This window comes from Luteibacter sp. P1_D3, from assembly GCF_056406135.1.
In genome coordinates this window covers 16,973-36,736 of sequence record NZ_JBFUAT010000032.1, presented here as the reverse complement: position 1 = coordinate 36,736, position 19,764 = coordinate 16,973, and the positions used below count along the sequence as shown (strand labels likewise).

The window sequence follows — 19,764 nt, the reverse complement described above, 5'->3', positions numbered from 1 at the left end:
ACGCATGGCGCGCCTCATCGAAGGTGGGTACCTGAAAGTGCGTAGTTGTCGGAATTGCCATCGGGGGCCACCGTATCGGTATATCTGGATACGAGATGGGGTTTTCGAGTGGATTTGCAATTAAGCGGAAAAGTCGCGCTGGTGACTGGCAGCAGTAAGGGTATTGGCGAAGCGATCGCGAGGGCGCTGGCCATGGAAGGTGTGACGGTCGTTGTCCATGGGCGCGACAGAGACCACGCGGACCGGGTCGCATCCGACATCATCGACTCGGGTGGCAAGGCGCATTCTGTCGTGGGAGATCTCACGCTCGATGATCAGGTGCAAAGCATCGTCGAGGAAGCCGGGCGCTTCGTCGGCCCCATCGACATACTGGTCAACAACGCGGGTGGCTCCGGTGGCGCAAGCGACGGTTGGGCGGTAGCGGAGCCGGCCTCCTGGTTGGCTGGGTATGACCGCAATGTCTTGACCGCCCTGCGCATGACGACGCGCCTGCTCCCTCACATGAAAATGAAGCGCTGGGGACGTATCGTCAACGTGTCCAGTCTCGCCGCAACGATGGCACCCGCGTCTGCTCCGGGATATGCCGCGAGCAAGGCCGCGATGAACGCGATGACCTCGTCTCTGGCCAAAGCCGTCGCGGCCGATGGCGTCACCGTCAATGCCATTTCGCCCGGCACGATCCACAGCGCTACGCTCGACGAGCGATTCCGCGCTGTTGCCGCAGACCGGGGTCTAGCGGCACGCGATGCGCCGTGGGAAGACATCGAGGGGGCCGTCCTTCCCCTGTTTGCGAACGTGCCGCTTGGTCGCACCGGGCAGCCGGAAGACGTCGCACATGCCGTCGCCTTTCTCGTCAGCCCTCTTGCCGGATACATCACGGGAGCCAACCTGCGCATCGATGGAGGGCTTTCTCCTGTGGTTTAGACCTGATGGACAGGATCAGCGCGCGGACATCGGCACATCGGACAGCATCGATTCCGCGAGGTCGAGCATGGCGCGCAAACGATCCATGTGGCGCAGGTCCTGGTGATAACCGACCCATACTTCGCGAGAAGGCGGACCGTTCGATGTATCGATACGCTGCAATCCAGCGAGCGCGTCGCCAACGGGTCTTGGCAACACGGCAATGCCTACACCACGCACGCACATTTGCGCCTGGACGGTTCGGCTCGTGCTCGTGAAAGCCCGCCGCGACAGCGGGAAGCTGTCGAGTAACCAGGCCACGTCGGGAAAGTGGGCCTGCGCCGTGTTCATCAAAATGAGTCCCACCGAGGCCGGATCATTCTCGAGCGCGCGCACGGTTTCTGTGGACCCGTAAAGACCATAGGGCATCGTCATCAGGCGACGCTGAACGATCTCCGGTTCGCTGAAAGGAACGATACGGAACGCCACGTCGGCATCACGACGCGACAGATCGAGCAGACGGTAGCTGGCGATCACCTCGGGCACCACCGCAGGATGGCGTCGCCCCAACTCGGCCAGTACGGGAGCCAACACGTAGCTGGCGAACCAATCCGCCGACGAGATCCGCAGGATGCCTTCGAGCCGTTCGTGGTTGCCGGCGAGGCGTCTTTCCATGGAAAGCGCCGAATTCTCCATGGACTCCGCGAGTGCGAGGACGGCGTCCCCGGCGTCCGTGAGCACGAGTCCATCCTTCGTTCGCCGAAAGAGCGGCTGCCCTGCTTCGTCTTCGAGCGCTTTGACCCGGCGACCCACCGTCGGGTGACTCACGCCCAAGCTTCGTGCGGCCTCCCCCAGCGATCCACCGCGGACCGTCGCCAGAAAGATCCGAACGTCGCTCCACTCCATGCGCTCGCCACCCGTTCAAAAATGTACGTCAAATATGCAGGAATGCCAGTCCACAAACAATCCTGCCGAGATCACCATGGCGGCCTTCTTACCGCTATGGGAATCCATCCGCATGAGCATCCTGAAAGACAAGGTCGCCATCGTCACGGGCGCATCGAAGGGGATCGGTGCCGGGATCGCCCGCCGGCTATCCGCCGACGGCGCGAAGATCGTGGTCAATTACGCATCGAGCAAGGCCGATGCAGACAGGGTCGTGGCCGACATCGAAGCCGCTGGCGGAACGGCAGTGGCGGTCGGAGCGGACGTCAGCAGTAAGACCGAGGTCGACACCCTGGTCAAGGCCGCCATCGATCATTTCGGCCGGCTCGACATCGTAGTCAACAACTCCGGCGTCTATCAGTTCGCTAGCATCGAAGAGTCCACAGAAGCGCTTTATCGCAGGCAGTTCGACATCAACGTGCTTGGGCCCCTGTTGGTTTCCAGCGCCGCCGTGCCTCACCTTGGCAAGGGCGGCAGCATCATCAACATCAGCTCGTTCGTCACCCGGGTTCTGCCCGCCGAGAGCGCCATCTACAGCGGTACGAAGGGCGCGCTTGACGCCATCACGGGTGTGCTCTCGCGCGAACTGGGTCCGCGTGGGATCCGGGTCAACTCGGTGAACCCCGGCCTGATCGAAACCGAAGGTACGCACACGGCGGGCGTCATGGGATCGGAGTTCCAGACCTGGAACGAGAGCCAGACACCGCTCGGTCGCATCGGCCAGGTGAAGGACATTGCTTCGATCGTCTCGTTCCTCGCCTCGGACGATGCGGCCTGGGTGACAGGCGAACTCATCCTCGGTTCGGGCGGTATGCGCTGACGATAGCTCGCGACCACGCCGTTAGCGTGCCTTCCTGGGCTTGTTTCCCGGACGGGTCGTCAGGATAGCGCTGGTTATCAAGTCGAAGAGATGATCGCCCCGCGGCGCGAATCCCGGCTGGCCAACGAGCCAGCCGAGCGCCGACATGAGCGCAAACAGGTCGACCCCATCCATATCGGCGCGAGCCGCTCCCTCCGCCTGTGCGCGTTGCAGTAATCGCGCGCCCACGGTCCGCAATGCATTGCTCAAGGCGTGCAGCGCGGAGTCCGGGTCGTCATGCGCGCTCGCCATCAGCTCGCAGACGCCGCTGTAACTGTGCGTGAAGGCGACTGCCTCGCGAAACCACGACACCAGCGCATCGTCAGGCGAGCTCGACACTTCGAGTTCGTCCGCCTGCTGCATCAACACGTCCACATTCATGCGCAGCAAGGCTTCGAACAGAGCTTCCCGTGTCGGGAAGTGGCGAAGCAACGTCGCCAACCCAACGTCGGCCCGGCGGGCGATGTCCCGCATGGACGCGTCCGCCCCGTGCTCGGCAACAACCTCCCCCGCGACGGCGAGGAGGTGGCTGTAGTTCTTTTTGGCGTCAGCCCGCATGCGTGCACCTTGACAAGTGGATCAGTGATCCACATACAATGAGTCTACATCCGGATCAGTGATCCAGATTATATGGCGCACCGTACCACCTAGGGCTTACGGGTGCCAGTCGACTCTCAAGGACACTCATGTGAGCACCATCAGCATCATCGGCTCGGGCGGCATGGCTGCGTCGATCGCAACGCTTGCCGTCAAGGCCGGACACACCGTCGAGGTAATCACTCGCGACCCCGCCAAGGCATCGGCACTGGCCACGCAGCTGGGTAGCGGCGCGACAACCGCCGCCTTCGGCGCTGCGCTGAAGGGGGATCTCGTCATCCTGGCGGTGCCCTACTCCGCCGTCCTCGAGGTGGTGACGCATTACGGCGAACGGCTGGCCGGCAAGCTTCTTGTCGACATCACCAACCCCGTCGCCTCCGACCTCACCCGCTTTGTGACGCCAGGGGACAGTTCCGGCGCACAGGAAATCGCCAAGGCAGCTCCAGCCACTGCGGAAGTCGTCAAGGCGTTCAACACCCAGTTCTCCCACGTTCTGGCGGCGGGGCCCACCGAGGATCGCCCCCTGGACGTGTTCCTCGCAGGCGACGACGCATCAGCCAAGGCACGCGTCTCGGCCTTCATCGACAGCCTCGGACTGCGCCCGCGGGATGTCGGAAATCTGCCAATGGCGCGGACGCTGGAGCACCTCTGCCTGCTGTCGCTCGGCCTCATGGCCCACGCGGTCAAGCACACCCGCTTCGCGATCGGCGTTAGCGTTTTCGTCTGAGTAAAGCAAACGTCCCTCACTCGCATCACATCACCCAAAAGGCTCACGACATGCATGTTCTAGTCACTGGCGGGACCGGCCATATCGGTTCGTACGTTATCCCCGAGCTCATCGCCGCGGGCCATGAGGTGACGGCCCTGGTTCGGTCGGATGATTCCGCAGCTGCGGCATCCGCCCTGGGCGCCACGCCGCGGCGCGGAGATATCTCCGATCTCGACGGACTGAAGGCGGCGGCTGCGGATTCCGATGGCGTCATCCACCTCGCTCACCGTCAAGACCTGCTTCCCTCCGGTGGCATCGACGCAGTTGCCGCTGCCGAGCTGCAAGTCATGCTCGCGTACGGCGAAGCACTGGCGGGGACCGGTAAACCGCTGGTCGCGGCAGGCAGCATCGGTTCGCCAGGATGGGAAGACCTGGGCCGGCCAGCCACCGAGAACGATCCGGCTCTTCCTGGCGGGGACAAGTACAAGGGCAGCCTGCGCGTCCGCAACGTTGTGGAACTCGCGGTGATCGGCCTCGCTGAGCGAGGCGTCCGATCTTCCATCGTGCGTATTCCTCCCATCGCGCACAGCGCGACCGATGCTGCGGGCTTTCTACCGCTGCTCATCGGGCTTGCGAAGGCAAAGGGTGTCATCGGCTTCCCCGGAGACGGCGCGAACCTGTGGCCTGCCGTGCACACGCACGATCTCGCCGTCCTGTTCCGCCTGGCACTTGAGAAGGGACCGGCCGGCAAGTACTGGCACGGGATCGAGGGCGAAGGCATCCGGTTCCGCGACGTCGCGGAGGCCATCGGCCATCGCCTCGGCCTGCCAGCCGTGAGTATTCCCAACGACGTGCTGATGCTGCCGGGATACTTCGGGTTCCTCGCGAATCTGGTCACGTTGAACCTGCCTGCGTCCAACCTCATCACCCGCGAGACCTTAGGCTGGGAGCCCACCCAGCCCGACCTGCTCGCAGACCTGGCCAATGGCCACTATTTCCCAGGAGAGAACACATGAGCACGATCAGCATCATTGGCTCTGGCGGTATGGCCGCAGCGATCGGCGGCCGTGCGGTCAAAGCCGGCCACACCGTCGAGGTGATCAGCCGCGATCGCTCCAAGGCGCAGGCACTCGCCACGCAACTCGACGCGGGAGCGTCTACGGGAACGTACGGCGCAGCGCCGACGGGCGACATCGTCATCCTCGCGGTGCCGTACAGCAGCGCGGCAGCGGTACTGGCCGACTACGGAGACGCGCTAGACGGCAAGGTGATCATCGACATCACCAATCCGATCTCGTCCGACGCAGCGAGTCTCGTGACACCAAGCGGCAGTTCCGGTGCGCAGGAGATCGCCAAGGCCGCGTCCACCGGTGCGCATGTCGTAAAGGCCTTCAACAGTCTCTTCGGTCCTGTGCTTGCTCAGCGCGGACGTCTCGATGCGTTCTTCGCTGCTGACGATCCGGAGGTGAAGACGCGCGTCTCAACCTTTATCGAAAGTCTCGGGCTACGTCCACTCGATGTCGGCGGCCTGCATATGGCCGCGACACTCGAAGCGGTCGGCCTGATGCTCATCGGCGTGGCAAAGCACGGCGCCGGTACCTTCGACATTGCGATTAGCGTCGATCTTCGCTGACCGAATGACGATGGTCTTCGTCTGACGGCCTCTTCACGGGACTTTTCACCCCTTGTGACGCCCCTTGGCAGATGGTGAAGGGCCCAAACGGAGAATCCCCATGAGTGCGTCGGAACAAGCAGATAAATCCAAGAGCACCGTGCCCGACACGGCCGCTGACCATGTGGAAAAGCAACCGAAGAAGAAGGAGTCGCCGCAGCAAGAACACGACAACGAAGACCAAGGCTGACTTCAGCGCGACGCGCGTCAAGGGTAAGGCGCATTCCAAACCGTTTCTTGCACGGCTGCTTCATTCGGCTCGTGAGAAACCTAGCGCCCTTCCCACCGGAGATTTGCCATGACCCAACGCCGTTTGTTTACTTTGGCTTTCGCCACTGCCGCTCTTCTTCCGGTCGCTGGCGTCTCGTTCGCTCAGACAGCAGCGTCCGACCGCCCCATGTCGGCATCGTCGGCGGCCAGTGCGGCGGACACCAACTTCGTCAAAATGGCCAGCGCCGCTGGTCTTGCCGAGGTAAGTCTTGGGAAGATCGGCGCCGAGAAGGGTCAATCCGATGCAGTGAAGACATTCGGACAGACCATGGTCGACGACCACACCAAGGCTGGCGACGAGCTGAAATCGATCGCAAGCGGCAAGTCGATACCGACGGCCACGGCACCCATGCCGGCGGACGTGAAAGCGGCGTCCGCGATCGAAAAGAAAAACGGCGCGGCATTCGATGCTGCGTTCAAGACGAAAATGGTTGCCGACCATGAGAAGGTCATCAAGCTTTTCAGCCAGGAATCGACGAGCGGCAAGGACGCGGATCTGAAGGCCTTTGCGACGAAAACGCTGCCGACCCTCAAGCATCACCTCGAAATGGCGAAGGCACTGCCTTCGGCAAAGTAAGGTACGACCAGGACCACGGCGCAACGTCGAGGACCATCAGGTGGGCGGATTCGCCCACCTTCTTTTGCCTGCGGCTAGATCCGAGTAGGTCCGCTAAAGACACGCTCTTTTTCAGCTAGCATCTTCGCGACTAACGGGACGGCGTCGATACCCCTGCGGTGAGACCCCCTTTTCCCGTTTGAACGCGTTACTGAATGCGCTCTCCGACGAGTATCCCAGCATCTGACCGATCAAACCGACGGACGTCCCTTCTTCACGAAGCGCACGCACGGCGAGACGCATGCGCCACGCTGTCAGGTACGCCAGCGGTGTGGTACCGGCTAATAACTTGAAGCGAGCCGCAAAGGCGGTGCGAGACATCGATGAGGCCCGCGCGAGCTCATCCAGACCCCAAGCCTTTCCCGGCTCGCCGTGCATCATTCGCAGGGCGGCAGCCAGCCTTGGGTCGCTCAAGGCACGGAGCCAGCCGGTCGGTAGTGCATCTGCATTGCCGAGATGTGTCCTGAGGACATGGATGAAAAGGAGCTGAGCCAGCTGAGCAGAGGCGAGCTTCGCCCCGAACGCCGACGAACCGTGTTCTGCGCGTAGTTGCCCGAGTAGCCAGCGAAACACAGCGGCATCAGGCTGATCGGCTGGGACGTGGACCCAGGGTGGCAGCACGTCGGCGAGGAAGCGGCCGCTCACGGGATCGAGAAGCACGTGGCCGCCGATGTACTCGAAGTCGCTGCCATCGCCGAGCGTCACCTCCGTCTTGCCTGCGCCACTGAAGACCTCCATGGCATCCTGCGGCGTGCAGATGAGGTTGCTGGCGAGAACGAAGGCACGCGGCGCGGCAAGCAGGCCCACGTCGCCCGGACCGAATTCGACCGGCTCGGGAAGCCCATCGACGATCGCCCAACAACGCCCTTTCACCACCGCGAAGAACTTGATCGATTTAGGCACCGGGAACTGCAATGCCCATGCCCCGCTCGCCCTGAAACCCCCGGTGACCAGCGTCTGGGCTTTTGTGAACTCGAGAATATCGGAGGCGGGATCAGCGATCATGCCTGTACTATCACGCAAGTATTTCGCACTCACAAGCATTCACCGTACAAGGGCACCTGCCTAGACTGCCCACCAACCGCAAACAACAGGCTGGGCGTTTACGTGATGCTGAAGAAGAGAAAGCTGGGGTCCCAGGGCCTCGAAGTCGGCGCGATCGGGTTGGGTTGCATGGGCATGAGCCAGTCGTACGGGCCTGCCGATGAAGCCGAGTCCATTGCGACGCTGCACCGGGCGATTGAGCTCGGGTGCAATTTTTTCGACACGGCGGAGAACTACGGTCCGTTCACCAACGAGAGCCTGCTCGGCAAGGCCTTCAAGGACCGTCGCGATCAGGTCGTCATCGCCACCAAGTTCGGCTCACGGTTCGATGGCGACACCATCGTCGGTATGGACAGCCGCCCCGAAAACATCGTCCGGGTGGTGGATGGATGCCTACAAAGGCTGCAGACCGACCACATCGACCTGCTCTACCAACATCGGCTCGACCGTTCCGTTCCCATAGAAGACGTCGCAGGTGCCGTCAGTCGCTTGGTCGAGCGTGGGAAAGTGCGTTTCTTCGGCCTCTCGGAGGTGGGTGTCGCCAATCTCCGCCGCGCGCATGCCGTACATCCGGTCTCGGCCTTGCAGAGTGAGTACTCTCTATGGGAACGCAATCTCGAACCCGAGATCATCCCTGCCCTGTGTGAACTCGGCATCGGGCTGGTGCCTTTCTGCCCGCTGGGGCGAGGCTTTCTCGCCGGTGGCGTGAAGCGCGCCGAGGCCTACCCGGAAGGCGACACCCGTCGTATCGATCCGCGTTACCAGGGTACGAACTACGATGCCAACCTGCAGGCCGCACGCGTCGTTTTCGACATCGCTGCCGAACGAGGCATCACACCGGCGCAAGTCGCGCTAGCGTGGTTGCTAGGCAAAGGCGATGACATCGTTCCGATTCCGGGCACCAAGCGCCGGAGCTACCTGGAAGAAAACGTCGCCGCGGCAGCTGTCCGGCTCGACGAAGCCGACACGCAACGTATCGATGATGCACTGGTGCCCGGAAGCGTATCGGGCAATCGATACGCGGACTGGATCCTTGCGACCATCGACCGCTGAGGGTTGGATATGCGGCGATCTGGTTCAGAAATAGCGAGRTAACGGAAAGGCCCACCAAGACACGTCATCCCGCGAGACCTCACCCTGAGCGAAAGCACGGGAGACGCCCATGGGTACGACGCAGAGAACGAGCGAACGCGGCGCGGAAACCTTCGGGCCGTTTCCGTTCCCCATAAGCTTCGAGATCGCGGTGGTCCCCGTGACCGATGTCGATCGCGCGAAGCATTTCTATGCCCGGCTCGGCTGGCGTTTCGACATCGACTACACCGATGAACGCGGCTTCCGAGTCGTCCAGTACACGCCGCCGGGCTCGGGATGCTCGGTAATGTTCGGTGAACGCATGACCACGGCGCAACCCGGCTCGGTGCAGGGTCTGCATCTCGTCGTTAGCGACATCGTGCAAGCCCGAGACGAAATGCTCCGTCGTGGCATCGATGTGAGTGACATCTTCCATGACGCCAACGGCGTCTTTCACCACGCGGGAAAGGAGAACCAGTCATCCGGCCCCAATCCCGACCGGAAGAGTTACGCCTCGTACTTTTCCCTCAGTGACCCGGATGGCAACCAGTGGGTCGTGCAGGAAGTCACCGAAAGACTGACAGGGCCAGTTGCCCTGTCAGATCATCATTTCACCGAGACGCTGGCGGAGGCCACGCGACGTCCGATGGATCCGGGTTAGTTCGCGACCTTCCTGTCCAGGAAAGAGCGAATCAACGGCACCATCTCGTCCGCCTTGTCTTCGAGTGCGAAGTGCCCCGTCGGCAGCAGGTGGAACTCGAGATCGGTGAGATCACGCTTGTACGGATGCGCACCGTCTGCCGGAAAAATGAAGTCGCGCTCGCCCCAGATAATGATCGTCGGCGGCTGGTGCTTGCGGAACAATGCTTGCACCTGCGGGTACAACGGCACGTTGCTGCGGTAGTCGTACATCACGTCCATCTGGACGTCGGCATTCCCGGGTCGGTCGAGCAAGGCCTGATCGTGCACCCAGTTATCCGGCGAGATGCGTGTCTTGTCGTCGACACCATCCGTGTACTGGAAAATCGTGGTCTCCAGTGAGACCAGCCCGAGCAAGGCATCCCGGCTTTCTTTACGACCGTCGGCCCAATACACCTTGATGGGATCCCAGAAGGTCTTGAGGCCTTCCTCGTACGCATTACCGTTCTGGATGATCAAGCCAGTGATGCGCTCCGGCCCCTTGAGGAAGAGCTGCCAACCGACGGGCGCGCCGTAATCCATGACATACATCGCGAACGACGTGACCTTCAGCTGGGCCAGGAGTTTTTCGACGATGTCGCCTAAGCCCGCGAAGGTATACGCGTACTGCTTGGGGTCCGGCATGTCGCTCTGGCCGTAGCCCGGATAGTCGGGCGCGATGACGTGATAACGATCGGCGAGCTGGGGAATCAGGTTCCGGAACATGTGGGACGACGTCGGAAACCCGTGCAACAGTAAGACGACTGGGCCGTCGGCGGGACCCGCTTCGCGGTAGAAGATTTTCATGCCGTCGATCGTCGCGTACCGGTGGTGTACGACCACGGGGGTGACCTGTGATTTGCTTTCGTTTGTCGAGTTCATTTGCGTGGCTCTCCAGATGGGAAAGACAGAGGGCGATCAGAACGAAAAGATCTGGTAACCGTCGGCAGCGATCTTCGCGATGCTCGGCAGACCGGACGTACCAGGGACGCTGTTGTCGGTGATCAGATCGAAACCCGCCTTCTCGACCTCTTCGCGGGCCCCGAACACATCGGCGCAGCCGCAAGAAACTCCAACGATCCGGTCCTCCACGGCTTTGTACAGCGCGTGGATGGGATGCGTCTTGTCGGAAAGCACGCCCGGCCAACGGGTGCCGGTCCCCTGGAAGTAAATGCCGACGTCGGCACCGCTTTGCTTGAAGTCATAGGCGGCCGCCAGGCCATTGAACATGCGGCCGAGCGCGTCTTCGCCGGCCTTCGGATCGGAAAGAATGATGATGGCTGCTTTCATGTCGCTATCCCTGGGTTGTGTGGAGTGAGGCCATGCTAGGCACCACCGGGCACAGGGGGAACGACGCCACGCTCAATTGATCATTGCGCGGCGAGAAAGAGCGGGACGCGAAAGAGCCGTATCTACACGAGGTGCGGATGGGTGCGCAGGTGCTCGGCCAGCATGTCGATGAAGTGGCGCACCTTGGAGGAACCGAACTTGCTCTCCCTGTGCAGGATGTGCACCGGCCACGGCGCTTCCTCGTAATCGGCGAGGATGATCTGGAGATCGCCCGAGGCCAGCTCGGCGCCTACCTGATAGGACAGCAAGCGGGCGATTCCCAGGCCCGCGGTGGCGGCAGTGATCGCCGCATCGTTGGACGTCACGGTAAGACGAGGCTTGATGCGCACCATGGTGGGGTCGGCTGCCGCGCCGAACTTCCAGTCCACGCGCGGGGAAATGCCACTGGCGGCGATGATCGTGTGTCGAAGCAGATCGGCCGGGTGATCCGGCGTGCCGTGCCGGGCGAGGTAATCCGGCGAGGCGCAGAGGATGCGCCGCACCTGCCCTACCCGGAGCGCTTTCATGCTGGAATCCGGGAGCGGACCGATGCGCACCGCGACATCGATACCTTCGTCGGTGAGGTTCACCAGGCGATCCAGGAAGTACGCGGAAACATCCACCTCGGGATACGCCTGGAGAAAGCGGACGATGCACGGCGTGATGAACTCGCGCCCGAACAGCACGGACGCGGTCACCGACAGATTGCCCTTCGGCGCGGCATTGACGCCGGCGGCCGCCTCGTTGGCTTCGGCGATGCTTGCCAGGATGTGGCGCGTATCGTCGAGATATCGCCGCCCGGCTTCGGTCAGCTTGACGTTGCGGGTCGTGCGCGCCAGGAGGTGTACGCCGAGGTCATGCTCCAGGGTCGCAATGGCTCGCGAGACCGCGGCAGGTGAAAGATCGATGCGGCGCGAGGCCGCGGCGAAGCTTTCCTCTTCGCCGACCGCCACGAATACTTTCATCAGGTGAATCTGGTCCACAAGCCGCCTCCGGTCGGGCTGAGCGGCCCTGATAGCGGCGATTGTTGCACCACTCCTGCGCCTGGCGAAATGGTGAAGTGCGCGCCGTCGCGTTCCCAGACCGGGGCCGAGAGCGAAGAATGACGTCATCCCATCCAGGGGTGAGGCCATGACCACCAAGACACCCTTCCACGAAGGCGAGCGCGCCATCCAGCAGCGGGCGGGCGAGTCCGCGATTGCCGATCGCAACGCCACCCTCGTCAGCGACACCGTGATCGGTGGCGCTCGCCCGTTCATCGCCAAGCAGTTCATGGTGGCGCTGGGCAGCGTCGACGCGTCCGGCGACGTCTGGGCAAGCGCCCTCTTCGGCCAACCGGGATTCATCCACACCACCGACGGCAGGGCCATCCAGATCGATGTTCCGGAGGGTTCTCGTGATCCGGTCGATCCGTTGTGGACCAACATCGCCTCACGGCGGGACCTGGGGATGCTGTTCATCGAGCTCGGCTCGCGCCGGCGCTATCGCGTCAATGGCACGGTGAGCCGGATCGATGGCAACGGCATCGAGGTGGCCATTCGCGAGGCCTACCCGAACTGCCCCAAGTACATCCAGCGTCGGCATCTGCGTGCCCTGGGTGCGTCGGGCGAGCCATCCCAGGCCGCTTACGGCACCGTGCTACGCGGCAATGTGACTCAACTCATCCGGCAGGCGGACACGCTGTTTGTCGCCACTCACCACGTGGAAACCGGGGCCGATGCCTCACACCGGGGCGGCGGCGCCGGTTTCATCCAGATCGTCGACGAGCAGACGCTGCGCATCCCCGATTATCACGGCAACAGCCTGTTCAACACGCTCGGCAATCTCCAGGTCGACTCGCGCGCGGGCCTCTACATCCCTGACTTCGCCAACGGGCAGTCCCTGCAACTGACCGGCACTGCCACCGTGGAGTGGGACCAGGCCGATCCTGATCAGGTCACAGGCGGCACGGGTCGCTTCTGGGTGTTCCACGTCGCCAAGTGGATCCTCCGCGACGCGATTCCCCGCGCCGAGTGGGAATACCTCGACGCCTCCCCGTTCAATCCGCCCGTGGCCTCCTGAGAAAGCGTTATGGACTATGTCGTTGCCGGTGTCGTTCAGCACGGAACGCGCGTGAAGGAATTCCAGCTCCGCCACAAGGACGGCAGGTTATTGCCCGCCTGGACGCCTGGGTCTCACATCATGGTTCGCTTCGTAACCGATGACGGGCGCGCGTTCGAGAACCACTACTCACTCGTCGGCGTGCCGGAATCGTCAAACGCATGGCGCATTGCCGTGCAGCTCGACGCAGCGGGCAAAGGCGGCTCGCGCTATCTGCACGAGGCGATGGGCCCGGGAAGCGTGGTGGAGGTATCGGGCCCTTACGACAGCTTCCCCCTGACGATGCCGGATAGCCAGCCCTCCCCGCGCGTCGTGCTGGTCGCCGGCGGCATCGGCGTCACGCCCCTGGTGTCGATGGCGCATGCGCTGGCCGACCGTGGGATTCCGTTCGTCTTTCACTACCTGGCACACAGGGTCGATCGGCTCGCGCTGCTCGATGAGCTTCGGGCGATAGCGGGCGACTCGTTGGTCACCCACCTATCGGCCGTCACCGGTCGTGTGCGTCTGGACGATGTCCTTGGGCGCTACAGGGATGGGGATCAGGTCTATGCCTGCGGTCCCTCCGGTCTGCTCCAGGCGCTGGCCCTGACCGGCGAGTCGCTGGGATGGCCTACAGACGCCATTCACGTCGAAAGCTTCGGGCCGCGTGTCCAGCCTACCGATGCACCGCTGACGGTCGAGCTGGCCCTATCGGGTACCACCGTCGAGGTGGCCCCGGGAACGTCCATTCTGGACGCCCTGATCGCTGCCGACGCGTTCGTTTCCTACGAGTGCAAGCGAGGCGAATGCGGCAGCTGCTACACGCCGGTGCTGGAGGGAGAACCCCTGCATCGCGACGTTTGCCTCACCCCGGCGTCGCGCACGGCAGGCATGTGCACCTGCGTCTCGTGGGCGTCGTCGAACCGGCTGGTTCTCGAGCTCTAGGGCTCGGCCATCCCGACGTCGTTGCCTCTCAGACAGTCCGTCGTTCGGGCTCTCTCATGTGGAGGAAGCTGGTCAACGTATCGCGGCTGGGCGCCATGCCCAGCGATCGGAGGATCTGTCCCACGTTCCCGCGGTGATAGGTGCTATGAAGCACGACGTGATGAAGTATCTCGTCACGCGTCATGCTTCCGCGGTCGCCATCGGTGAACGTGAATGCCACGACCTCGTCGAGACTCGCTGCTGGCAGGTTCGCCACATAGTCTTCGTACCACCGGTCCATGGCAGCCACCTCGGCTCGGAGTGCTTCCAGTGTCGGCTGCTCCGGGGCACTGACGGTAGCCACCGTAGGCGAAGCATTGGTCAGGTGCGCCTTGAATACCTGGTCGACCAGCAAAGCATGGTTCAACAGGCGCAGGCACGCCAGGTGCTCGTTGGGATGGGCTTCCGCCCACCCATCGAGCTTGGTCAACAAGGCATCGTTCGCAAATATTTTCTGGGCGAAGAGTGAGCGCAGAACTGAACTGGACATGGAATCGTCACCTGGTTGAGCAGCAGTCATCCGGGCCGTGCGGCACGGATGACTGTTTTACTCCAGGCTTCAGCACGAATCGACTGTTTTATACCGAAACGTAATCGTCGGTAGAAATAACCTTGGCGTAGCCGAACCGGAGTGCCGCCATGAAGGCCGCGTGCACCATGTGCGCCGGCACGTCGACACCCTCGAAGGACAGATCGCGCGTGGCGCAGGCATCGTGAATCACCGTGGTGGCGTAACCGAAATCGTTCGACGAACGTGTCACGGCGTCGATGCACATATGGCTCATGTTTCCAACGACGACGACATCGGTCACGCCGTTCTCATCGAGGTGAGCCTTGAGGCGTGTCTCGCGAAAGGGATTCATGAAGTGCTTGACGATCAGCGCCTCGTCGGGAAGGTTTCGGACGCTATCGTGAAGCTGCACACCGTGTGTGCCCTGGACAAAAAAGGGAGCATCGTCGCTCAGGGAATCATGGCGGACGTGGACGACGAGATCACCGTTCTTTCGGGCATGGCCGATAACGCGCGCCGCGTGATCGGCGGCGGCCTCTACGCCCTTCAACTCGAATTTACCGCCGGGGAAATAGTCGTTCTGGATATCGACGACGATGATGACTTTCTTGCTCATTGGGGCAACCTGGCTTCAGTGGGAATGTATCGAACACTCCAAGAGCTTGCGGTAAGCCTGACGAGACAAAAGCGCTGCACGGCCGAATTGACCGTTGTGCATGGCGAAATAATCGACCGGGCCGGGGGCTCGGCGGCGCTGTTATGGCGTGGTACCCGTGACCAGGCCGATGCCGTTGATGCTCCGCGCGACGGCCTCCGCGACACGGATACCATCGACCGCCGCAGACAGGATGCCACCCGCGTATCCGGCGCCCTCACCGGCAGGGAACAGTCCACGCGTATTGAGGCTCTGGTACGCCTCGTTACGACGGATGCGCACCGGTGATGAGGTGCGCGTCTCCACGCCGGTGAGGATCGCGTCGTGCATGCCGAAGCCCCTGATCTGGCGATCGAACGCCGGGAGCGCTTCGCGGATGGCGTCGATGGCGTACCCGGGGAGGACCGACGCAAGATCAGTCAGACGCACGCCGGGCTTGTACGACGGCTGCACGCTGCCGAAGTCGGTGGAGGGTGTGCCCTTGACGAAATCACCCACCAGCTGCGCCGGCGCGCTGTAGTCGCGACCGCCGAGTTCATAAGCACGCGACTCGAGGTCGCGCTGCAAGGCGATGCCCGCCAGCGGGCTACCGCTGTCGTCGAACGCGGCGAAATCCTCCGGTTCGATACCCACCACGATGGCCGCATTCGCATTGCGCTCGTTGCGCGAGTACTGGCTCATGCCATTCGTGACCACGCGCTCGGGCTCGGACGCTGCCGCGACCACGGTGCCACCCGGACACATGCAGAAGCTGTAGACCGAGCGACCATTCTTGCAGTGATGCACCAGCTTGTAATCGGCGGCACCGAGCAGCGCATGACCGGCCTGCGGGCCAAAACGCGCCTGGTCGATGATCGATTGCGGATGCTCGACGCGGAAGCCGATCGAGAACGGCTTGGCTTCCATGTACACACCGCGGTCGTGCAGCATGAAGAACGTGTCGCGGGCGCTATGGCCGACGGCGAGGACGACATGATCGCTCAGCAGCTGTTCGCCGCTGGACAAGGTGACGCCGCGAAGCTGGCGTGAGCCGTCTTCCGCCGTATCGACCAGTACATCGTCGACACGTTGCGTGAAGCGAATTTCCCCACCCAGCGCTTCGATCGTCTCGCGCATGGATTCCACCATCGTGACCAGGCGGAAGGTGCCGATGTGCGGTTTGCTGACATACATGATTTCCTCGGGCGCACCGGCCTTCACGAACTCGGTGAGCACCTTGCGGCCGTGATGGAGCGGATCGGAAATCTGGCTGTAGAGCTTGCCATCGGAGAACGTCCCTGCCCCGCCCTCGCCGAACTGCACGTTCGACTCGGGTTCGAGCTTGCGCTTGCGCCACAGACCCCAGGTATCGACGGTGCGTTCGCGCACGGCCTTGCCGCGGTCAAGGATGATCGGACGGTAGCCCATCTGTGCCAGCAGCAGGCCAGCGAACAGGCCACAGGGCCCAAGGCCGATCACGATGGGGCGCTGCGCCAGATCGGCCGGCGCCTGGGCCACGAACTTGTAGCTGGTGTCGGGGGACGACTGCACATGCTTGTCGTCCGCGTATCGCTTGAGCAGCGCGGCTTCGTCCGCCACGTCCACGTCCAGCGTGTATATCAGCAGGATGTTGCCGCGCTTGCGCGCGTCGTGGCCACGGCGGAACACCGTGAAACCGAGCAAACCGCTCTTGCCCAGCCCCAGCTTGGCGCGAATGGCCGCCTCGATGGCGCCTTCGGCGTGATCGAGCGGGAGCTTGATGTCAGTCAGTCGGATCATGCGGGCGGGGGTCAGGCAGCGTGGCCGGTCATTTTCGCACAGACCGCGTGATTGAGCGGCCCCCCGCCCGTCCCATCAGTGCTCGTGAACCGTGGCTCCCTTCGCCGCGGCCGCCAGCCTCTGTTTGGTTACCGCATCCGACGGATTCGCATCGCTTCCGTAGAACAGGGTATAGAGCACATTGGCGTCCGCACCTGGGGTGCCTAGCGTCGTTCCCGCCCAGATCATGCCGGAGTCCTTGTACGGCTGTCCGTCTTCGGGATGCACCCGATTTATCATGTCTTTCCAGGCCGAAAGATAGTCACGCGGCGAGTCGGCGAAGGGTTTCGGATGCCGGTTGACGCGTATCTCCGTGTACTTGTCCATGTCGGGCTGAGCGCTTACGCCCGCGATGCCCAGTGTCGCGCCGCCATCGCGGCCGAGGTAGCCATAGCTGACGGCGAGCTCGCCATTGGCCTCGACCGGCTGCAGATCCGCACCGTATGCCAGAGAGAAGCCTGCGGGTGCGATGGAGAACCGCTTGCCGTAGGTGATGTCGAGCTTCGCCGCCGCGAGGTCGGCAGGCACCCAATCGCCTTGCTGCAGGAATTCCTTCCAGGCGGCGAAGCTGCCGTCGTAGGTGGTGGAGATCAGGCCGATGAGCGTTTCGGTCTGGGCGCTCTCCGTGTGCCGGGCACGGTACGCCGAGGTGAAAAGAAGAACGATGTAACCGTCGGGCACGGGCATCGAATAGAGCTCGAGCACGCCGTCCACCGCCGGGATGGCAAATTCGCGATGTTGCCAGCGGCGATGCCACCGATCGACGAAGACAACGTCGCTGAGCGGCGGACCCAGTGACGTGATCCTGACTTTCTCGTCGCCCACCTCACGCGTGAATGGGACGGTCTTGAAAATGAGGTCGACAAGGCCAGCCGGGTCCGCATAGAGCTTCGCCAGAGGCAGGTCGTCCGGCTTGCGCACGTGCAGCAAGCCGATTTTTCCAAGCGTGCCGATATCGACGAAGCCGTTACCGGGCAGCTGCGTCTTGCCGTGTTGGGGACTCCAGAACGTCCACTCGTTGTTGGATTCGCGACGGAGTGCCATGGGATACGTATCCAGTGGCGCACTGGAAGCCAGGATCTTCTTGCTGCCGTCGCCCTTGGGGAACAGATTAGCGTCCTCCTTGGTCAACAGCTGCTTCCACTGGTCGTCGAAAAAAGCATCGGCCTGTGACTGGTAGCTCCTGGCGAAATCGCCGAACGCAAGCGGTAAGTCGACATGCACATGAAACATCCCGTCCTGGGTCGTATCCATGAAGATCGCACGACCGGAAATGCGACGTTCCGAATCCACCGACTTGGTTGGCGCATCGAGCACCAGACCGATAGGCAGTGCGAAGTTGAGATTCTCGTTAGGTGACTTGCGCAACACCACGCCAATCACCTTTCCATCCTTGTCCAGCAAGGGGCCGCCGCTATTGCCCGGCGATGCCGCTGCGGAGAAGCGGATCCACTTCCATTGACCGTTCTCGTCTTCCGGCGTGTCCGAGGTATACAGGCCGTCCCGGACGACAACGCCCGTGCCCAGCGCATTGCCGACCGCATAGACCGCTTCGTTCAGATGGCTATTGCGATCGACGGCGAGAGGCTTCACATCGGGTGCATCGACCACCGTAAAGACGACAAAATCCTGTGCGAGTGAAAACCCGACGACCTTGTCGATGGCGAAAACTTTGCCGTTGGCGTCGCGCAGCAAGGGCGGGCCTACGCGGCCACCGATACCGTCGACCACGACATGAAACGCGGTGACGAACCGGTTCTTGCCGATGGCGAAGGCTGTTCCGATCGAATTGTATTTGTCGTTGCGGTACTGGAACGGGAGCTTTTCCAGTGGCAGCGGCTTCTCGTAACGCGCGGCGGAATCGTCGGGTTTCGCCAGCACCACCTCGAAAGTGGCGCCTTTGACGACAGGTAAATGCGACGCGTCAAGGGTGGCGGCGGATAGGCCCGGTGCGAACCAGGAGGCAATCGAGAACAAGGTGAGGCAGCAGAGACGTCCGTGAGTGCGCATGCATTCGCTCGTTGGGTGACTGGATTTTGAACCGCGGCCGACGATAGCGCGTTTCGCCCGCCTCCAACCAGCCTGCTGAGGGACTGCCTCATGCTCGCCCGAGGGTGGCCACCATTAAGCCCCCAGACCCCGGGGTTTGCCTTCGCCCCTGGGAACGCTCTCAAGGCACCTGGCGAGTCGGCCGGAACACGATTTCGTTGACGTCCATGTCGTCGGGCTGGTCGATAGCGAAGGCAAGCGCGCGAGCGAACGAGGCGGCGGGAATCGCGACGGCCCGATAGAAGTCGTCGAGGCGTGTCTTCATGTCCAACTCCGATGAGCTACCCGGAAGTTCACTGTCGACGGCGCCCGGCGAAATGACCGTGGTGCGGATGTTCCACTCCTTCACCTCCTGTCGCAGGCCTTCCGACAACGCGCGCACCGCGTGCTTGGTCGCGCTATAAACGGCACCATTGAGCATGACCTTATGGCCCGCCGTGGACGACACGTTGACGATCTGCCCGGCCATCTGCCGCTGCATGTACGGCAGTGCCGCTGCGATCCCGTACAACACGCCCTTCAGGTTGACGTCGATGGTCTGGTCCCACTCGTCGATCTTCAGCCGGGCCAGCGGCGACTGCGGCATGACCCCCGCGTTGTTGACCATGACGTCCACACGGCCGAATGTCTCCACCGCGGTATCGACGAGACGCTTCACGTCTCCACGCACGGTCACGTCGGTCGCGACGGCCAGCGCGCGCTGCCCGGGCGCATTCAGTTCCTCGGCCAGTTCCTGCAGTCGATCGATACGCCGCGCACCCAACACGACGCGCGCGCCCTGCGCCGTCAGCAGGCGCGCGGCCGCCAGTCCCAGTCCGCTGCTGGCTCCCGTGATGACGATGACCTTCCCAATGATGTTGTCGCTCATGGTGCCCTCCAGTGAATGATTGGGAGCGACTGTAGGAAGGTGGCCATCAACCCGGTAGTGGTTCTGGCGTTGATCCACTAGCAACCATTGGTTGATACTGGCGGCTGCTGATTTCCCGATGCGAGGCG

22 protein-coding genes are annotated in these 19,764 nt (G+C 62.7%); 11 read left to right on the top strand and 11 right to left on the bottom strand.

All coding sequences use genetic code 11. The features are described from left to right. The first annotated feature begins 45 nt into the window (after positions 1-45). Positions 46-924, top strand: coding sequence for an SDR family NAD(P)-dependent oxidoreductase (locus tag AC1DYM_RS18125; protein WP_477340706.1), 879 nt, complete (start codon positions 46-48; stop codon positions 922-924). 15 nt (positions 925-939) lie between these two features. On the opposite strand, the gene AC1DYM_RS18120 is transcribed toward AC1DYM_RS18125, so the two are convergent. Further along, a complete protein-coding gene (locus AC1DYM_RS18120; RefSeq protein ID WP_477340704.1) occupies positions 940-1,809 on the bottom strand; it encodes a LysR family transcriptional regulator in 870 nt (289 codons plus the stop codon). A gap of 112 nt (positions 1,810-1,921) precedes the next feature. Between AC1DYM_RS18120 and AC1DYM_RS18115 the strand changes: the two genes are divergently transcribed. Beyond that, the gene (locus tag AC1DYM_RS18115; RefSeq protein ID WP_477340702.1) at positions 1,922-2,668 is read left to right on the top strand and encodes a glucose 1-dehydrogenase; all 747 of its coding nucleotides are present in this window, start codon (positions 1,922-1,924) and stop codon (positions 2,666-2,668) included. Positions 2,669-2,689: 21 nt separating this feature from the next. On the opposite strand, the gene AC1DYM_RS18110 is transcribed toward AC1DYM_RS18115, so the two are convergent. After that, positions 2,690-3,265, bottom strand: a complete 576-nt coding sequence (locus AC1DYM_RS18110; RefSeq protein ID WP_477340700.1) for a TetR/AcrR family transcriptional regulator — start codon at positions 3,263-3,265, stop codon at positions 2,690-2,692. Between the two features lie 58 nt (positions 3,266-3,323). Between AC1DYM_RS18110 and AC1DYM_RS18105 the strand changes: the two genes are divergently transcribed. From AC1DYM_RS18105 to AC1DYM_RS18085, 5 genes are all read left to right on the top strand, one after another. Continuing rightward, positions 3,324-4,031 carry an NADPH-dependent F420 reductase gene (locus AC1DYM_RS18105; protein WP_477340698.1) on the top strand — a complete coding sequence of 236 codons (708 nt, stop codon included), beginning with the start codon at positions 3,324-3,326 and terminating at the stop codon, positions 4,029-4,031. 50 nt (positions 4,032-4,081) lie between these two features. Next, on the top strand, positions 4,082-5,029 hold the full coding sequence (locus AC1DYM_RS18100) for an SDR family oxidoreductase (protein ID WP_477340696.1): 948 nt from the start codon (positions 4,082-4,084) through the stop codon (positions 5,027-5,029). Continuing rightward, positions 5,026-5,646 (top strand): NADPH-dependent F420 reductase, encoded by a 621-nt coding sequence (locus AC1DYM_RS18095; protein WP_477340694.1) that lies wholly within the window; start codon positions 5,026-5,028, stop codon positions 5,644-5,646. Before AC1DYM_RS18100 ends, AC1DYM_RS18095 begins: the two co-directional genes overlap by 4 nt. Positions 5,647-5,746: 100 nt before the next feature. Continuing rightward, a complete protein-coding gene (locus AC1DYM_RS18090) occupies positions 5,747-5,875 on the top strand; it encodes a hypothetical protein (protein ID WP_477340692.1) in 129 nt (42 codons plus the stop codon). Positions 5,876-5,983: 108 nt separating this feature from the next. Further along, a complete protein-coding gene (locus tag AC1DYM_RS18085) occupies positions 5,984-6,532 on the top strand; it encodes a DUF4142 domain-containing protein (RefSeq protein ID WP_477340690.1) in 549 nt (182 codons plus the stop codon). Positions 6,533-6,643: 111 nt separating this feature from the next. Here AC1DYM_RS18085 and AC1DYM_RS18080 read toward each other — a convergent pair whose 3' ends face one another. Beyond that, on the bottom strand, positions 6,644-7,576 hold the full coding sequence (locus tag AC1DYM_RS18080) for an AraC family transcriptional regulator (RefSeq protein ID WP_477340688.1): 933 nt from the start codon (positions 7,574-7,576) through the stop codon (positions 6,644-6,646). A 108-nt stretch (positions 7,577-7,684) separates the two neighbouring features. On the opposite strand from AC1DYM_RS18080, the gene AC1DYM_RS18075 reads away from it, so the two are divergent. Both AC1DYM_RS18075 and AC1DYM_RS18070 read left to right on the top strand, forming a co-directional pair. Next, a complete protein-coding gene (locus AC1DYM_RS18075; protein ID WP_477340742.1) occupies positions 7,685-8,668 on the top strand; it encodes an aldo/keto reductase in 984 nt (327 codons plus the stop codon). Positions 8,669-8,777: 109 nt separating this feature from the next. After that, positions 8,778-9,347, top strand: coding sequence for a VOC family protein (locus AC1DYM_RS18070; protein WP_477340686.1), 570 nt, complete (start codon positions 8,778-8,780; stop codon positions 9,345-9,347). Here the strand turns inward: AC1DYM_RS18070 and AC1DYM_RS18065 are convergent. From AC1DYM_RS18065 to AC1DYM_RS18055, 3 genes are all read right to left on the bottom strand, one after another. After that, positions 9,344-10,246, bottom strand: a complete 903-nt coding sequence (locus tag AC1DYM_RS18065; RefSeq protein WP_477340684.1) for an alpha/beta fold hydrolase — start codon at positions 10,244-10,246, stop codon at positions 9,344-9,346. The genes AC1DYM_RS18070 and AC1DYM_RS18065 overlap by 4 nt on opposite strands. Before the next feature lie 36 nt (positions 10,247-10,282). Next, on the bottom strand, positions 10,283-10,654 hold the full coding sequence (locus AC1DYM_RS18060; RefSeq protein WP_046967752.1) for a DsrE family protein: 372 nt from the start codon (positions 10,652-10,654) through the stop codon (positions 10,283-10,285). Between the two features lie 122 nt (positions 10,655-10,776). Continuing rightward, positions 10,777-11,676, bottom strand: a complete 900-nt coding sequence (locus AC1DYM_RS18055; protein ID WP_477340682.1) for a LysR family transcriptional regulator — start codon at positions 11,674-11,676, stop codon at positions 10,777-10,779. 148 nt (positions 11,677-11,824) lie between these two features. Between AC1DYM_RS18055 and AC1DYM_RS18050 the strand changes: the two genes are divergently transcribed. Beyond that, the gene (locus AC1DYM_RS18050; protein ID WP_477340680.1) at positions 11,825-12,754 is read left to right on the top strand and encodes a hypothetical protein; all 930 of its coding nucleotides are present in this window, start codon (positions 11,825-11,827) and stop codon (positions 12,752-12,754) included. A 9-nt stretch (positions 12,755-12,763) separates the two neighbouring features. After that, on the top strand, positions 12,764-13,717 hold the full coding sequence (locus AC1DYM_RS18045; protein WP_477340678.1) for a PDR/VanB family oxidoreductase: 954 nt from the start codon (positions 12,764-12,766) through the stop codon (positions 13,715-13,717). Positions 13,718-13,745: 28 nt separating this feature from the next. Here AC1DYM_RS18045 and AC1DYM_RS18040 read toward each other — a convergent pair whose 3' ends face one another. From AC1DYM_RS18040 to AC1DYM_RS18020, 5 genes are all read right to left on the bottom strand, one after another. After that, positions 13,746-14,246 (bottom strand): DinB family protein, encoded by a 501-nt coding sequence (locus AC1DYM_RS18040; RefSeq protein ID WP_477340676.1) that lies wholly within the window; start codon positions 14,244-14,246, stop codon positions 13,746-13,748. An 88-nt stretch (positions 14,247-14,334) separates the two neighbouring features. After that, positions 14,335-14,883, bottom strand: coding sequence for a cysteine hydrolase family protein (locus AC1DYM_RS18035; RefSeq protein ID WP_477340674.1), 549 nt, complete (start codon positions 14,881-14,883; stop codon positions 14,335-14,337). 141 nt (positions 14,884-15,024) lie between these two features. Continuing rightward, positions 15,025-16,680 carry an NAD(P)/FAD-dependent oxidoreductase gene (locus AC1DYM_RS18030; protein ID WP_477340672.1) on the bottom strand — a complete coding sequence of 552 codons (1,656 nt, stop codon included), beginning with the start codon at positions 16,678-16,680 and terminating at the stop codon, positions 15,025-15,027. 75 nt (positions 16,681-16,755) lie between these two features. Continuing rightward, a complete protein-coding gene (locus tag AC1DYM_RS18025) occupies positions 16,756-18,729 on the bottom strand; it encodes a S1 family peptidase (protein WP_477340670.1) in 1,974 nt (657 codons plus the stop codon). A gap of 160 nt (positions 18,730-18,889) precedes the next feature. Continuing rightward, positions 18,890-19,636 carry an SDR family oxidoreductase gene (locus tag AC1DYM_RS18020; RefSeq protein WP_477340668.1) on the bottom strand — a complete coding sequence of 249 codons (747 nt, stop codon included), beginning with the start codon at positions 19,634-19,636 and terminating at the stop codon, positions 18,890-18,892. Positions 19,637-19,764: the final 128 nt, after the last annotated feature.

Excerpts from the sequence above, each read along its gene's own strand:
- AC1DYM_RS18110 (WP_477340700.1), bottom strand. The coding sequence starts at position 3,265 with ATGCGGGCTGACGCCAAAAAGAACTACAGCCACCTCCTCGCCGTCGCG.
- AC1DYM_RS18020 (WP_477340668.1), bottom strand. The coding sequence starts at position 19,636 with ATGAGCGACAACATCATTGGGAAGGTCATCGTCATCACGGGAGCCAGC.
- AC1DYM_RS18115 (WP_477340702.1), top strand. The coding sequence starts at position 1,922 with ATGAGCATCCTGAAAGACAAGGTCGCCATCGTCACGGGCGCATCGAAG.
- AC1DYM_RS18095 (WP_477340694.1), top strand. The coding sequence starts at position 5,026 with ATGAGCACGATCAGCATCATTGGCTCTGGCGGTATGGCCGCAGCGATC.
- AC1DYM_RS18050 (WP_477340680.1), top strand. The coding sequence starts at position 11,825 with ATGACCACCAAGACACCCTTCCACGAAGGCGAGCGCGCCATCCAGCAG.
- AC1DYM_RS18060 (WP_046967752.1), bottom strand. The coding sequence starts at position 10,654 with ATGAAAGCAGCCATCATCATTCTTTCCGATCCGAAGGCCGGCGAAGAC.
- AC1DYM_RS18080 (WP_477340688.1), bottom strand. The coding sequence starts at position 7,576 with ATGATCGCTGATCCCGCCTCCGATATTCTCGAGTTCACAAAAGCCCAG.
- AC1DYM_RS18085 (WP_477340690.1), top strand. The coding sequence starts at position 5,984 with ATGACCCAACGCCGTTTGTTTACTTTGGCTTTCGCCACTGCCGCTCTT.
- AC1DYM_RS18100 (WP_477340696.1), top strand. The coding sequence starts at position 4,082 with ATGCATGTTCTAGTCACTGGCGGGACCGGCCATATCGGTTCGTACGTT.
- AC1DYM_RS18035 (WP_477340674.1), bottom strand. The coding sequence starts at position 14,883 with ATGAGCAAGAAAGTCATCATCGTCGTCGATATCCAGAACGACTATTTC.
- AC1DYM_RS18025 (WP_477340670.1), bottom strand. The coding sequence starts at position 18,729 with ATGCGCACTCACGGACGTCTCTGCTGCCTCACCTTGTTCTCGATTGCC.
- AC1DYM_RS18090 (WP_477340692.1), top strand. The coding sequence starts at position 5,747 with ATGAGTGCGTCGGAACAAGCAGATAAATCCAAGAGCACCGTGCCCGAC.
- AC1DYM_RS18065 (WP_477340684.1), bottom strand. The coding sequence starts at position 10,246 with ATGAACTCGACAAACGAAAGCAAATCACAGGTCACCCCCGTGGTCGTA.
- AC1DYM_RS18040 (WP_477340676.1), bottom strand. The coding sequence starts at position 14,246 with ATGTCCAGTTCAGTTCTGCGCTCACTCTTCGCCCAGAAAATATTTGCG.
- AC1DYM_RS18030 (WP_477340672.1), bottom strand. The coding sequence starts at position 16,680 with ATGATCCGACTGACTGACATCAAGCTCCCGCTCGATCACGCCGAAGGC.
- AC1DYM_RS18045 (WP_477340678.1), top strand. The coding sequence starts at position 12,764 with ATGGACTATGTCGTTGCCGGTGTCGTTCAGCACGGAACGCGCGTGAAG.
- AC1DYM_RS18120 (WP_477340704.1), bottom strand. The coding sequence starts at position 1,809 with ATGGAGTGGAGCGACGTTCGGATCTTTCTGGCGACGGTCCGCGGTGGA.
- AC1DYM_RS18070 (WP_477340686.1), top strand. The coding sequence starts at position 8,778 with ATGGGTACGACGCAGAGAACGAGCGAACGCGGCGCGGAAACCTTCGGG.